Origin of the sequence: Microbacterium paraoxydans (genome assembly GCF_018224615.1) — a bacterium.
In the GTDB taxonomy this organism is placed as follows: Bacteria; Actinomycetota; Actinomycetes; order Actinomycetales; family Microbacteriaceae; genus Microbacterium; species Microbacterium paraoxydans_B.
In genome coordinates this window covers 649,600-662,899 of the sequence record NZ_JAGTUK010000002.1, presented here as the reverse complement: position 1 = coordinate 662,899, position 13,300 = coordinate 649,600, and the positions used below count along the sequence as shown (strand labels likewise).

Annotated in this window: 14 protein-coding genes and 1 tRNA gene; 7 read left to right on the top strand and 8 right to left on the bottom strand. The window is 72.1% G+C overall.

The genetic code is table 11. The features are described 5' to 3' along the window. Positions 1 to 4: 4 nt before the first annotated feature. From KE274_RS08880 to KE274_RS08870, 3 genes are read right to left on the bottom strand one after another with little or no spacing between them, the layout of a single operon-like run. Positions 5 to 847, bottom strand: coding sequence for a polyphosphate kinase 2 family protein (locus tag KE274_RS08880; RefSeq protein WP_211542912.1), 843 nt, complete (start codon positions 845 to 847; stop codon positions 5 to 7). Between the two features lie 16 nt (positions 848 to 863). Then, positions 864 to 2,528, bottom strand: coding sequence for a 2-succinyl-5-enolpyruvyl-6-hydroxy-3-cyclohexene-1-carboxylic-acid synthase (gene menD / locus KE274_RS08875; RefSeq protein WP_211542910.1), 1,665 nt, complete (start codon positions 2,526 to 2,528; stop codon positions 864 to 866). After that, positions 2,525 to 2,875, bottom strand: coding sequence for a PLD nuclease N-terminal domain-containing protein (locus tag KE274_RS08870; protein WP_211542908.1), 351 nt, complete (start codon positions 2,873 to 2,875; stop codon positions 2,525 to 2,527). Before KE274_RS08870 ends, menD begins: the two co-directional genes overlap by 4 nt. Positions 2,876 to 2,949: 74 nt before the next feature. Between KE274_RS08870 and KE274_RS08865 the strand changes: the two genes are divergently transcribed. The 3 genes from KE274_RS08865 to KE274_RS08855 all read left to right on the top strand — a co-directional run bounded on the left by KE274_RS08865 (position 2,950) and on the right by KE274_RS08855 (position 6,255). Beyond that, positions 2,950 to 3,393: a hypothetical protein gene (locus KE274_RS08865; RefSeq protein WP_211542906.1), complete on the top strand. Its 444-nt coding sequence runs from the start codon at positions 2,950 to 2,952 to the stop codon at positions 3,391 to 3,393. Between the two features lie 66 nt (positions 3,394 to 3,459). After that, positions 3,460 to 4,113, top strand: coding sequence for a DsbA family protein (locus tag KE274_RS08860; protein ID WP_211542904.1), 654 nt, complete (start codon positions 3,460 to 3,462; stop codon positions 4,111 to 4,113). A 63-nt stretch (positions 4,114 to 4,176) separates the two neighbouring features. Continuing rightward, positions 4,177 to 6,255 (top strand): bifunctional lysylphosphatidylglycerol flippase/synthetase MprF, encoded by a 2,079-nt coding sequence (locus KE274_RS08855; protein ID WP_211542902.1) that lies wholly within the window; start codon positions 4,177 to 4,179, stop codon positions 6,253 to 6,255. A 44-nt stretch (positions 6,256 to 6,299) separates the two neighbouring features. Here KE274_RS08855 and KE274_RS08850 read toward each other — a convergent pair whose 3' ends face one another. Further along, complete coding sequence (locus tag KE274_RS08850) at positions 6,300 to 7,580, bottom strand: MFS transporter (protein ID WP_249186149.1); 1,281 nt, start codon at positions 7,578 to 7,580, stop codon at positions 6,300 to 6,302. Between the two features lie 68 nt (positions 7,581 to 7,648). On the opposite strand from KE274_RS08850, the gene KE274_RS08845 reads away from it, so the two are divergent. After that, complete coding sequence (locus KE274_RS08845; protein WP_211542900.1) at positions 7,649 to 8,260, top strand: TetR/AcrR family transcriptional regulator; 612 nt, start codon at positions 7,649 to 7,651, stop codon at positions 8,258 to 8,260. A gap of 18 nt (positions 8,261 to 8,278) precedes the next feature. On the opposite strand, the gene arfB is transcribed toward KE274_RS08845, so the two are convergent. The 4 genes from arfB to KE274_RS08825 form a co-directional block, all read right to left on the bottom strand. Further along, positions 8,279 to 8,719: an alternative ribosome rescue aminoacyl-tRNA hydrolase ArfB gene (gene arfB / locus KE274_RS08840; protein WP_211542898.1), complete on the bottom strand. Its 441-nt coding sequence runs from the start codon at positions 8,717 to 8,719 to the stop codon at positions 8,279 to 8,281. Between the two features lie 48 nt (positions 8,720 to 8,767). After that, positions 8,768 to 9,190: a DUF4279 domain-containing protein gene (locus KE274_RS08835; RefSeq protein ID WP_211542896.1), complete on the bottom strand. Its 423-nt coding sequence runs from the start codon at positions 9,188 to 9,190 to the stop codon at positions 8,768 to 8,770. Between the two features lie 39 nt (positions 9,191 to 9,229). Further along, positions 9,230 to 9,305, bottom strand: a tRNA-Met gene (locus tag KE274_RS08830). Between the two features lie 59 nt (positions 9,306 to 9,364). Further along, the gene (locus tag KE274_RS08825) at positions 9,365 to 10,357 is read right to left on the bottom strand and encodes a helix-turn-helix transcriptional regulator (protein ID WP_211542894.1); all 993 of its coding nucleotides are present in this window, start codon (positions 10,355 to 10,357) and stop codon (positions 9,365 to 9,367) included. Between the two features lie 61 nt (positions 10,358 to 10,418). On the opposite strand from KE274_RS08825, the gene KE274_RS08820 reads away from it, so the two are divergent. The 3 genes from KE274_RS08820 (at position 10,419) to KE274_RS08810 (ending at position 13,258) form a co-directional block, all read left to right on the top strand. Beyond that, positions 10,419 to 11,462 carry an ABC transporter ATP-binding protein gene (locus tag KE274_RS08820; RefSeq protein ID WP_211542892.1) on the top strand — a complete coding sequence of 348 codons (1,044 nt, stop codon included), beginning with the start codon at positions 10,419 to 10,421 and terminating at the stop codon, positions 11,460 to 11,462. After that, positions 11,459 to 12,238, top strand: coding sequence for an ABC transporter permease (locus KE274_RS08815; protein WP_211542890.1), 780 nt, complete (start codon positions 11,459 to 11,461; stop codon positions 12,236 to 12,238). The genes KE274_RS08820 and KE274_RS08815 overlap by 4 nt, the downstream gene beginning before the upstream one ends. Before the next feature lie 153 nt (positions 12,239 to 12,391). Then, positions 12,392 to 13,258 (top strand): SDR family oxidoreductase, encoded by an 867-nt coding sequence (locus KE274_RS08810; RefSeq protein WP_211542888.1) that lies wholly within the window; start codon positions 12,392 to 12,394, stop codon positions 13,256 to 13,258. Positions 13,259 to 13,300 lie beyond the last annotated feature (42 nt).

Sequence of the window (13,300 nt, the reverse complement as noted above, 5' to 3'; positions counted from 1 at the left end):
CTGCTCAGCTCGCTGCCAGGCGCTTCTTCTCCGCCTCCACGTCGAAGTCGGCCGCCGGCCACTGCGGGTCGATGTCCTCCAGCGCCGCGAGCAGCAGCTCCTGCACCGCGAGCCGCGCGTACCACTTGGCGTTCGCGGGCACCACGTGCCACGGCGCCGCGTCCGTCGACGTGCGGTCGAACACCGTCTGGTACGCCTGCATGTACTGCGGCCACAGCATCCGCTCGTCCACGTCACCCGGGTTGTACTTCCAGTGCTTGTCCGGACGTTCCAATCGCTCCATGAGGCGCTCCTTCTGCTCCTCCGGCGAGATGTGCAGCATCACCTTGACGATGCGCACACCGGAGGCGGCGACCCGCTCCTCGAACGCGTTGATGGCGTCGTAGCGCCGCTCGATCTCGGCCGCATCGGCGAGCTGCCGCACCCGGCCGATCAGCACGTCCTCATAGTGCGAACGGTCGAACACGCCGATGAACCCGGGCTCCGGAAGGCGCTTCTCCACACGCCACAGGAAGTCGTGGCGACGTTCCTCCTCCGTCGGGGCCTTGAACGCGGCGAGCGCGACGCCCTGCGGGTCCACACCGCCCACCACGTGCCGGACGATGCCGCCCTTGCCCGCCGAGTCCATCGCCTGCAGCACCAGCAGCACCGCATCCTGCGCTGTGCCGACGCGACTCTGCGCGAACAGCCGCTCCTGCAGGTCGTTCAGCCGCTCCAGCCCCGCCGCGAGATCGGCCGCCCCACGCGACTTGCCGTGGTCGTACCCCGGCTTGGCGTCCGGATCGACGTCGGCGAGGCGGAAGCCGGGCCGCACCCGCAGGTTCTCCGTCCAGGTGTGCGCGTTCATACGCACATCCTGCCAGTCACCGGGCCAGCGGCACCTCGATGAGCTGACGCCCGCCCCGCGGAGACGTGAGCGCCTGGTCGAGCGCGGTCCTGGTCGTGACGCGCTGATACTCCCAGCCGTACGCCAGCGCGAGGTGTTCCAGGCGCACGCCGTGCGGAGTGTAGAAGACCCGGTCGAGGTGCGCGGCAGGAGCCGACGAGGCCACCTCCAGACCGTCGAAGATCGTGCCCCCGCCGTCGTTGCCGACGATCACCTGCAGCCGCGGCTCCTGCTCGCCCGAAGGCAGCAGCAGCGCGCCCACGTCGTGCAGGAACGCGAGGTCGCCCAGCAGCACCCGCGTGACGCCCGGAGCGCCCGCGGCCTGGCTCGCGACCGCGATCCCCGTCGCCGTGGCGATCGTGCCGTCGATGCCCGCGAGGCCCCGGTTGGCGTGCACCGGCACCTTCTTGCCCCCCAGCACCTCGTCGGCCACGCGCACGAGCCGCGACGACCCGAAGACGAGTCGGTCGTGCGGCCACGTGGCCCGCCAGACCGCGTCGACCAGGCGCTCACGGTCCAGCGGACGCCGCACGGCATCCAGCTCGGCACGCACGGCCTCCCGGCGCGCCGCGAAGTCGGTGGACGCGAGAGCCTCGGCGTCCGGCGCGTGCTCGCTCAGATCGACGGCCTCCGCGGCGGACGCCCGCATCCACTGCCCGAGCCACTCACGATCCGGCTCCCCCGGTGCCACGGCGACCGCAGCCACCGCCCGGGAGCGGCCGTTGAGGTCGAGCTCCTCGCCGCCGCGACGCACCGCCACGACCTCCACGTCCTGGCGAGACAGCAGTCTCGCGGCCTCCCGGCTCAGGGTCGGATGGCCGAACACGACCACCCGTTCGATGCGCCCGCCCAGATCGTCCCGCGAGAGCAGCCGGCGATACCCGTGCACGAGCCGACGCCCGAACCGGGCACCGCTCACGACCTCGGCGATCAGCGGCCAGTCCGCCGCATGCGCGAGCTCCTCCGCTGGCGACCCCGCGTCGGCCCCCGCGAGCACGACCGTCCGCGGACCGCGAGGCAACACGACCGGATCGGGAGCGGAAGCCACCGGGGCGTCACCGGGGTGGACGTCGAGCGCGGACAGCGCACCGGACAGCGGCTCGCGCGACGGCAGGTTCAGGTGCACCGGGCCGGCGACGCCGGGAACCACCGCGGTGTCCGCGACACCCATGGCCGCAGCGACCGCCGCGGCCGCGAGGCCCCGCCAGTCGCCGTCGCCCGGCACCGGAGCGTCGACCGCGGCACGCACCCACGGGTCGAACAACCCGGGCTGGATGGTCGCCTGGTTCGCGCCGACCCCGCGGAGCTCGGGCGGACGGTCGGCCGTGAGCAGCAGCAGCGGCACCCCGGCGTGGAAGGCCTCCATCGTGGCGGGCAGCAGGTTCGCGACGGCCGTCCCGCTCGTGCACACGACCGCGGCAGGCACACCCGTCTCCCGCGCGATGCCCAGGGCCGTGAACCCCGCGACCCGCTCATCGATGCGGACGTGCAGACGCAGCGCCCCGTCATCCGCCAGCCGCGCGGCCGCGAGCGCGAGAGCCTGGGAACGCGACCCCGGCGACAGCACCACGTCGCGCACACCGTTCGCGAGGAGCTCGGCGAGCAGGGACACCGCGGCGTCCGTCGCCGGCGACGTCGTCACGGGCGCGGATCCGCGGTGGGCGGCTCGTCGGTCTCCTCGTCCAGCCGGGCGAGCTCCTCCTCCAGGCGACGGATCCTGGCGTCCTGCTCCGCCTTGCTGATGCTGCGCAGGAACGCGGGATCGTCATCGGGGGCCACCGTGCGCTGCACGCCCTGATCGTTCGCGCGACGGCGGCCGATCACGAACCACAGGATGCCGCCGATGACGGGGATGAGGACGACGATGGCGATCCAGGCGGCCTTGGGCACGCCCCGGTGTCGCGTCGGCGGCTGCACGGCGCAGTCGACGATGCTGAACACCCAGAACACGGCGGCGAGGAAGCCGCCGATGATCAGTAGTCTCGCCACCCTTCCAGTGTAGGCATGTCCGCGCCGGGAGGGCCCCGGAGCGGCAGAGGCCCCGTTGCTAGACTGCGCGGGTCATGCCGCCCCTCGCGACCACCCGAGTCCCGCGAGCGCGCGCCGAGCGGATCCTGCTCACCAGGGTCGTGATCTCCGTCGGCCTCGCGCTCCTGCTCGTCGTCGCTGCGTGGTCCACGGGACACGGAGCGGGCGACCGCCACGCCAGCACGTGCCTCGCCGTCGCAGCGCCCGCCGCGGCCGCCACCACCGCGCTCCCCACGGCCGCTGCGGACCCGGCCGCCTCCGCCGCCACTCCGACCGACGCGAGCGGGATGGACGCGGTCGCCTGCACCGCAGCCGCCCTGTGCTGCCTCGCCCTCGTCCTGCTGCTGCGCCGCCTCGTCCGCAGCGCACCGGGCGCACCCCTCGGCCGGGCACCCCGCACGAGCCCCGCCCCTCGCGCCGCACCCCGCCCGCGCGCGCTGACACCCTCCCTCACGCAACTCTGCCTCTCCCGCACCTGAGCCCGACGGCGACTCCGCGCCGCGCCCGCGGCACCCCCATCCGTCGTACCCCTGTCTGGAGAACCCGTGAGAACCCCCGTCAAGGCGACCATCGTCGCCATCGCCGTCGCCCTCGTCCTGCTGATCGTCGCCATCGTCTGGGCCATCACCCAGCGCGCCGAGGCTCCCGACCCCGACGCGGGCGAACGGCAGCCCACCGTCCGCACCGACTCGCACGTGCTCGACGAGGGCGGCCCCGACGCCGTCACCGTCGTCGAGTTCCTCGACTTCGAGTGCGAAGCGTGCGGCGCCTTCTACCCGATCGTGGAGGAGCTGCGCGCCACCTACGACGGCGACATCCGCTACGTGACGCGCTACTTCCCGCTCCCCGGCCACGTCAACTCCACGCAGGCCGCCCTCGCCGCCGAGGCCGCCGCACAGCAGGGCCGCTTCGAGGACATGTACCACCACCTGTTCGCGACGCAGGCGAACTGGGGAGAGCAGCCCCAGGAGACGCCCGAAGTGTTCCGTGCGTTCGCGCAGGAACTGGGACTCGACCTCGCCGCATACGACGCCGCCGTCGCCGACCCCGCCACGCTCGCCAGGGTGGAGCAGGACAAGCGCGACGGCGAACGCCTCGGCGTCACCAGCACCCCCACGTTCTTCATCGACGGCGAGATGCTCGAGCTGACCGCCTGGGGAGACCTGGAGACGGCGATCGCGGAGGCCGTCGGCCGCTGATCGACGACGGCATACCCCGGCCGGGTGACGCCGGCCGGGGTGCGCCGTCGCTACGCTGAGCGCATGCTCGAGGATGCCCCCGCACCCACGCGCCGCGCGCGTGCCGTGATCCGCCGCATCCCCGCGACCCTCACGATGGTCACCCTGATCCTCGTCGTCGGGGTGATCTCGCAGGGACTGTGGCGACCGTTCGAGGACTCGGAGCTGTTCCGCACCGTGGCCTACGGCCTGCCGAACCTCGCCGACGGCAAATGGTGGACACCCGTCACGGGCACGTTCTTCGTGAACCAGCCGTGGGTGTACGCGTTCACGATCGCCGGGTTCTGGGGCATGGCGTACCTGGAGTTCCGCCGCGGCACCCGCGTGGCGATCGCGTACTACGCCGTGGGGCAGCTGTTCGCGATCTTCGCCACCGCGCTGCTGCTCCTGCTGCTGTCGCAGTTCGAGTGGGCGTGGGCCGCCGAGCAGGCGCAGGCGCTCGACGTCGGCGCCTCCGGCGGCACGATGGCCTGCATCGCCGCGGCCGTCGGACTGTTCCGTCCGCCGTGGCGCGTGCGCGGCTGGCTGATCCTGCTCGGGTTCGTGTTCATCGCCATGATGTTCTGGGGCAAGGTCGCCGATCTCGAGCACCTGCTGGCCGTGCTGCTGATCCTGGCCGTCGACCGCAGCCTCCGCGTGCGGCACACGACCGTGCGCGAGCAGCGCCTGATCGCCGTCATGGCCATGCTGCTCCTGCTCGCCACCGAGGTCATCACGGTGCTCGTCCCCACCGACGGACCCTTCGGTCCCACCGACCCGGTCTCGGGCGGATTCCTCGACACCGCGCTCGACGCCGCCGTCATCCTGCTCATCGCGAACGGGCTGCGTCGCGGGCGACGGTGGGCCTGGGTGCTCGCGATCGTCCTCGCCAGCCTCAACGTGCTCTCCGGCGCGCTCATCCTGTTCCTCATCACCCTGACGAGCGAGGCGCAGCTCGAGCTCCAGATCGACGGCGAGACCGAGCTCGCACTCGCGAGCGGTGTGCTGTGGCTGCTGATCCTCGTGTACCTGATCTGGGTGCGTCGCGCTTTCCGCGCCCGCCGGCGATCGAAGCTCGGCGCGCAACCGGCACCGACCGTCGCCGAGCTGAAGCAGGAGCTCGAGACGCACGGCGGCGGGACCCTGTCGTGGATGACCACGTGGGACGGCAACGCCTATGCCCGGGTGGAGGGCGGCATCGTCGCGTATCAGCGACGCAACAACGTGGCGCTGGTCCTCGGCGATCCGATCGGCCCGCCGGAGCGTCGCGCCGACGCGGTGCAGGACTTCATCCACGCGGCCGAGAACGCGGGTCTCATCCCCTGCTTCTTCAGCGCCGACGAGGCGACCCGGGCCGCGGTGCCGGAGAGCTGGCGGAGCCTCGTCGTCGCGGACGACACCATCGTCGACCTGCCGGGACTGGAGTTCACCGGCAAGCGCTGGAACTCCGTGCGCACCTCGCTGAACAAGGCGGGGCGCGAGGACATGACCTTCCGGATGACGCACCTGAAGGACGAGCCGTGGGGTGTGCAGCAGCAGCTGCGCGCGATCTCCGAAGCGTGGGTGGGCGACAAGGACCTCCCCGAGATGCGCTTCACCCTCGGCACGCTCGAGGAGGCGGAGGCCCCGGAGGTGCGGCTCGCACTGGCGCTCGCGCCGAACGGCGACGTGGACGGCTTCCTCTCCTGGCTTCCCGTGTACGGCGAGGGCGGCGTCGTGCGCGGCTGGACGCTCGATCTGATGCGGCGACGCGAGGGCGGCTTCGGCCCCGTGATGGAGTATCTGATCGGGTCGTCCGCGCGGCAGTTCTCCGAGGAGGGCGCGCAGATCATGTCGCTCTCGGGCGCTCCGCTCGCGCACGACTACCCGCCGGACGCGGGGATGATCGCGGCGCTCAGCGACCGGCTCGCCGAAGCCCTCGAGCCGGTGTACGGCTTCGGCTCGCTGCACCGGTTCAAGCAGAAGTTCCATCCGCGCTACGAGACGATGTACCTGCTGTTCCGCGACGAGAGCGACCTCACCCGGATCGGCGGTGCCCTGACGCGGGCGTTCCTGCCCGATGCGACGCTGCGGCAGTTCGCGGGCGCCGGGCTCGAGCTCGTGCGCGGCAGCGGCAAGGACTGACGCCAGAGGGTGCACCGGGTGACCCGGCGCACCCCCGTGCCGGGTCAGTCTGCGGCCACCAGTGCCGTGGGTGCGTCGCCGTCGACCGCGCGGCGCGGGCGCTTGGCCGTGTCGGCGATGTGGGCGCGAGCCACCACGACGCCCGCGACGACCATGAGCGCGACCCCGAGCCAGTACGGGGCGGCGTGACTCACGGCGGTGTACAGGGCGGCGGCGATCAGCGGCGCGACCGTACCCATTGCGGCGTTCAGCGACTGCGTGGCACCGCCGAGCCACCCCTGCTCGTCGTCCCCGACCGCGTTGGACATCGCCCCGTCCATGGCAGCCTGCGATGCCCCCTGACCTGCGGCGAGCAGCAGCGCGCCGACGATGAACAGCCACGGCTGCGCGATCAGCGACGCGACGAGCGCGAGGCCGGCGAGGCCGACGGCCTGCGCGACGATGCCGCTGAGGATCACGCCGCGCTCCCCCATCCGGGGCAGCAGGATGGCCAGCAGCACCCCCTGGATGAGGATGTCGATGATGCCCACGCCCGCCGTGAGGATTCCGATCTGCGTGGGCCCCCACTGGATGGAGTCGAGCGCGAGGACGCTGAAGTTGTTGACGAAGAAGCCGAACGGCAGCGCCAGCAGCCCGAACCCGATCATGAGGCCGCGCAGCTCGCGGCGGCCGAACGCCTCGCGGAACACCGCGAAGGGCTGCACGTCGCGCACGGCGATGCGCGGGATGCGGTTCTCGGGCTTCAGGCTCTCGGGCAGCAGGGAGATGCTGAGGATCGCGATCACGAGGCCGACCGCGGCGGTGAGGAACACCGGGAGCCGCAGATCGATCGCGGCGAGGAGGCCGCCGATGGCCGGGCCGATCATGGTGCCGATGCCGGTGAGGGCTCCGAGCAGTCCGAAGCGCTGTGCCCGCTTCTCGGGAGGGGTGATGTCGGCGAGGTAGGCGAACAGGGCGGGCAGGTCGCCGGCGGTGAGCCCCTGGATGACCCGGGCGAGCACGAGCACCCAGAGCGCGCCGCCGATGCCGAACAGGGCCATGGACGCCGCGGCGCCGAACGCGGCGACGATGATGACGGGCCGGCGTCCGAACCGGTCGGACAGGCGGCCGAGGAAGGGCGCGACGAGGAAGGCGCACAGCCCGTTGACCGCTTCGAGCACGCCGACCCACAGGGCGAGGTCGTGCTCGTGCGTGACGTATTGCAGCACGACGAACGGCAGCACGGGGAGCACCACCGTCATGCCGATGACGGTGAGCATCGTCAGCACGATGAGCATGATCCAGGCACGGGTGGCGCCGCGGACCGAGGAGATGGGTGAAGTCATACCAAAAGTGTATTGATACCAGTTTTGGTGTCAAGCCAGTTTTGGATCGAGTGCGGTAGCCTGCCGTCATGACCACTCCCGCTCCCCTGGGCCGCCGCGAGCGCAAGAAGGCCGCGACCCGCAAGAACATCTCCGACGTCGCGACGAAGATGTTCCTGGAGCGCGGCTTCGACAACGTCAGCATCCGCGAGGTCGCCGACGCCGCCGACGTCTCCCCCACCACGGTCTTCGCGCACTTCCCGCAGAAGGAAGCGCTCGTGTTCGACGAAGACGACGAGCAGCGCGATCGCCTCGTCTCCGCCGTCCGCGAGCGCAGGACCGGCGTCACGATCAACCGTGCGATCCACGACTTCTACGCCACCGAGCTCGGCGCCAACCTCACCGAGCACGGCGACGACGTCGCCCGCATCTTCCTGCGGTTCCTGAACGAGACGCCCGCCCTGCGCGACTACGCCGCGAAGATGTGGCTGCGACACGAAGACGCGCTCGCCGATGCGATCGCCGAGGAGCTCGACCTCCCACAGCCCACCCCCGAGATCCGCGCCTACGCGCGGTTCGTCTTGCAGCTCCAACTCCTGATCACCGACAGCGACGACCAGCAGTCCATGCTGGAGGGCGGATTCACGGTGCTCGAGAACGGCTGGGGCCCGGTCGAGAAGCGCCTCACGCGGAAGCGCTGACCGCCCGCGAGCGGGTGCTCAGTCGTCCCGCGGGCGACGGCGCATGCTCTTGACGTCGGTGCGGCGGTGCTTCGCCGTCAGCCGTCGCTCGGTCGACCCGCGGCTCGGCTTCGTCGCGCGACGCGGAGGGGCCGGCGGACGCAACGCCTCGGCGATCACCGCGGCCAGACGCTCCCGCGCCGCTTCCCGGTTGCGCAGCTGCGCCCGATGCTCGGACGCCGCGATCGTCAGCACCCCGCCGACGAGCCTGCCCCGCAGCCGCTCCAGGATCCGCTCACGCTGCACGGGCGACAGCACCGCCGAGTGCGCGGCATCCCACACCAGCTCCACGCGCGAGTCCGCCGTGTTCACGGCCTGGCCGCCCGGCCCCGACGACCGGGAGAACCGCCACGACAGCTCCGCCTCGGGGATCGTGAGACCCGCCGAGACGCGGAGACCGGGGCGGGGGACGGCGGGCATTCCTCCATCATGCGACACGACACCTCGATGGGGCGCAGGGAGCCGCGGTCACTCCTCCTCGTCGGCGGCTTCCGGCTCGACGAAGACGGTGCCGTAGAGGTCCACGCCGAGCGCGGCGATCTGCACGGCGAGCTCGACCGGGAGCACGAAGCCGCCCTGCGACGAGTCGGAATCGGCCGACCACCAGATCCGTGCCACGCAGTCGGCAGGGAGGGCGCCGATGCGGCCGGCGGCGGGTGCGCACCGTTCGAGCAGCAGCTGCAGGGCCCGCGTGCCCGTGCGGTCTCCCTCGATCACGTCGAGCGTCTCGACGTCGACCACCCAGGCGTGCTGCTCGGGCACCCGACCGGATCGTCGCGTCTCCCCGGCACGCCGAACCCGGGTGGGCTCGACACGGAGCAGCCGCGTGATGTCGGACGGGTCCGTGTCCGTCGACAGCACCGACAGCGAGGCACGATCGGAGGTGATCATGCGACCGAGCATAGGGCGGCGGGCCTCTGGTGGCCGGAGTGGACGCGACGGCGGGAGTCGAACCCGCAACGCCACCGGATATGAGCCGGGGCCCGGGACCGCCCGGATCGCCGCGATGAGCACGACGTTACCCGGCCGTGATCTTTCCCGCCAGGACCGTTCCCTGGGATAACACTATGAGTCGTCGGATGACGCGGGCGCCGGGGCATCGAGCGCCCGCAGCAGCCGCTCCACCGCCTCGCGCAGTTCCGAGCGGTGCGGTTCCGCGAGCCCGGTCGTGTACTCCACCCCCGCGGGGATCCACAGCAATCCGTACATCGCCTCCCGCCAGTCCGAGCCGCCCACGGGCCAGCGCGTGCGATCGGATCCCTCCGCGGTCGCCCCCTGCGCCCACGGACCGAAGCGCTCCTGCATCTCGGCGAGCGGCAGCTCCATCACCGCCTCGGTCTCGACCTTCTGCGGCGACCACGAGGACGCGATGAGCACCCGTTCCTCGATCTCCTCCTCGGTGAGCGGACGACGGGAGAACAGCACCCGCGTGTGCTCGACCGACGCGATGCGGTCGACGCGGAACGTGCGCCAGTCGTCGCGGTCGAGATCCCAGCACAGCAGGAACCACTTCCGGCCGGCCGGGGCGAGGGCGTGCGGCTCCACACGGCGCACGCTCTCCGCGCCCGCACCGTCCACGTATCGCAGCCGCAGCCGCTCGTGGTCGCGCGTGGCGAGGGCGACCTCGCCGATCACCTCCGGCGACACCACGGGAGCGTCTCCCACGCGCGGCGGCTGCACCGACGCGGCGAGCGCGTTGACCCGCTGCCGCAGCGCGGACGGCAGCACCTGCTCCAGTTTCGCCAGCGCGGTGAGCGTCACCTCGGCTCCCCCGACGAGCTGCTGCGTGGCCGCGACCCGCAGGCCGATCGCCATCGTGACCGCCTCGTCGTCGGTGAGCAGCAGCGGGGGGACGGCGCTGCCCGCCTCGAGCCGGTAGCCGCCCGCCGAGCCGGGGGTCGACTCGACGCGGTACCCGAGTTCGCGGAGGCGGTCGACGTCGCGGCGCACGGTGCGCTCCGTGACGCCGAGCCGGGCCGCGAGTTCGGTGCCCGGCCAGTGGCGGTGCGTCTGGAGCAGGTTGAGCAGGGCGAGGGCCCGGGTGGTGGTGTCGGACATGAGTTCAGATTGGCAGAGGATGCGGACAGGATCTGTCCGCAGTGCTTTCTACGCTCGCCCCATGAACGAATCCCTCATCGAGACCGAAGGCCTCAGCAAGACCTTCACCGTCAAGAAGACGCCCGTGCACGCGGTCACCGACGTCTCCTTCACCGCGGTGCGCGGCGAGCTCGTCGCGTTCCTCGGCCCCAACGGTGCCGGCAAGTCCACCACCCTCCGCATGCTCACCACCCTCATCCCGCCCACCGCGGGCAGCGCCCGCGTGGTCGGGCACGACATCCGCACCGACGCCGCCGGGGTGCGCGCCCGCATCGGCTACGTCGGTCAGCTCACGAGCGGCAGCTTCTCGCAGCGCGTGCGCGACGAACTGCTCAGCCAGGGGGCGTTCTACGGCATGTCGAAGCGCGACAGCCTGCGCCGGGCCGACGAGCTGATCGACTCGCTCGACCTGTCCTCGTTCGCGAGCCGCACGGTGCAGCAGCTCAGCGGCGGGCAGAAGCGCCGGCTCGACATCGCGCTCGGCCTGATGCACGCCCCGCCGCTGCTGTTCCTCGACGAGCCCTCCACCGGGCTCGACCCGCAGAGCCGCGCCAACCTGTGGGAGCACATCCTCGACCTGCGCACGCAGCACGGCACCACGGTGTTCCTCACCACGCACTACCTGGAGGAAGCGGACCGCTACGCCGAGCGGGTCATGGTGATGGACCGCGGCCGCATCATCGCAGACGACGACGCCGCGTCACTCAAGGCCACCCTCGCGGGCGACGTCCTCACGTTCGGGTTCACCGACGCGAACGACGCCGAGCGTGCCCGCGGCGTGATCGCCCGGCTCAGCACGGCCGACACCACGCTCGACGGCGCGTCCGTCTCGCTCGCGGTTCCCGACGGCGACCGGCTGCTGCCGGTGATCGTGCGCGAGCTCGACGCGGCGGGCATCCTCGTGCAGCGCGCCACCGGCGTACCGCCCACGCTCGACGACGTGTTCCTCGCCCTCACCGGTCGCACGCTGCGTGATGCGGGCGAGGGCGCCGACGCCACCGAACCCGCCGCGGACGCGGCACCCGCGGGCACCACCTCCACCCCCACGACAGGAGTCCTCTCATGACCACCACCGACACGCTCGTGCGCCCGAACCTCGCGCGCGACACCCGCCACGTGCTGACCCGCGAGCTCAAGCCCGTGGTGCGCGACCCCTTCACCCTGATCTTCAGCCTGCTGCAGCCGCTCGTGTTCCTCGGGCTGTTCGCCCCGCTGCTGATCGGCCAGTCCGGAGAACCAGCGGGCGAGACGCTCTCCTGGTTCGTGCCCGGCGTGCTCGTGATGATCGTGCTGTTCGGCACCGGGGCCACCGGCTCCAACCTGCAGTACGAGATGATGACCGGCTCGCACGAGCGCACCCTCGTCGCCCCGCTCGCGCGCTCGTCGCTGCTCGTCGGACGCGCGCTCAAGGAGGTCGCGCCCATCGTCGTGCAGGCCCTCGTGATCATCGCCGTCGCGTGGCCGTTCGGCTTCGCGGTCAACCTCCCGGGACTGCTGATCGGCCTCGCCCTGCTCGCCGTGTTCGGCGTGGGCCTCGGGTCGCTGTCGTACTCGCTCGCGCTCGCCACGAAGGACAGGGAGTGGCTGTTCTGGGGCGTGCAGCAGTCGCTCATCTTCCCGCTGCTGATCCTGTCCGGCATGCTGCTGCCCCTCGACGCGGCCCCCGACTGGATGCGCGCGGTCGCCACCGTCAACCCGGTCAACTGGGTCGTGCAGGCCGAGCGGGCCCTGTTCGCGGGCGATCTGGGCGACCTCACGGTGCTGTGGGGCTGGATCGCCGCGCTGGCGGTGGCCGTGGTGGGCCTCGCGGTCGGCGTCCGCGCCATCCGCCGCAGCAACTGAACCGTGCGGATGCCGTCGCGGCCGGACAGGTCGCGGCGGCCTCCGCACGCCGCCCCGGCCGCTAGCGTCGCGATCCGCCGCCGTCAACCGCATCGACCGCATCCGCCGTCGCTCGTATCGTCGCCCGCACGACCACGAGGAGCAGGAGGACGCATGTCCGAATCGCAGCACAACGACAGGACTCCGAACGCGGGCGCCGACGCCGCGGAACCCCAGGCCCGCCTCGAAGCGGAGGCGCGCCGGGCGATCGTGACCGGGGCCGACTCGGGCATCGGCCGCGCGACCGCCGTCGCCCTCGCCGCCGCCGGGATCGACGTGGGGATCACGTGGCACAGCGACGAGGCCGGCGCGCAGGAGACCGCGGACGAGGTGCGCAGCCACGGCGCGAGAGCCGTCGTCGCGCAGCTCGACGTGGCCGACATCCCCGCGTGCGGCGATGTGATCGACGGTCTCATCGCGGAGCTCGGCGGCGTGGACGTGTTCGTCAACAACGCCGGGGCCGGGCTGCAGACCCCGTTCCTGGACGTGACCCTCGACGAGTGGAATCGCGTGCTCGACACCGACCTGACCGGCGCCTTCGTGTGCCTGCAACGGGCGGCGCGCGCCATGGTCGGGGCCGGACGCGGTGGCCGGCTCATCGCGGTCACGAGCGTGCACGAGCATCAGCCGATGGTGGGCGCCAGCGCCTACGACGCCGCGAAGCACGGCCTGGGCGGGCTCATGAAGAACCTGGCGCTCGAGCTGGGAGCGCACGGCATCAGCGCCGTCAGCGTGGCCCCCGGCGAGATCGCGACACCCATGACCGGGCAGACCGACACCGACCCGCACACGGAGGATCGCCCCGGCATCCCGCTCGGGCGGCCGGGAGACGCCCGCGAGGTCGCCGCACTCATCGCCTTCCTCGCCTCGCCGGAGGCGGCCTACATCTCCGGCGCCTCGGTCGTGATCGACGGCGGCATGCTGCAGATGGGGCCGCAGGCCGGCGCCGCGATCGAGAGCCACGACTGGCGTCGACTCTGAGCCACCGGCAGCGGGCTCCGCGCCGCGGGGTCCCGCTGCCCG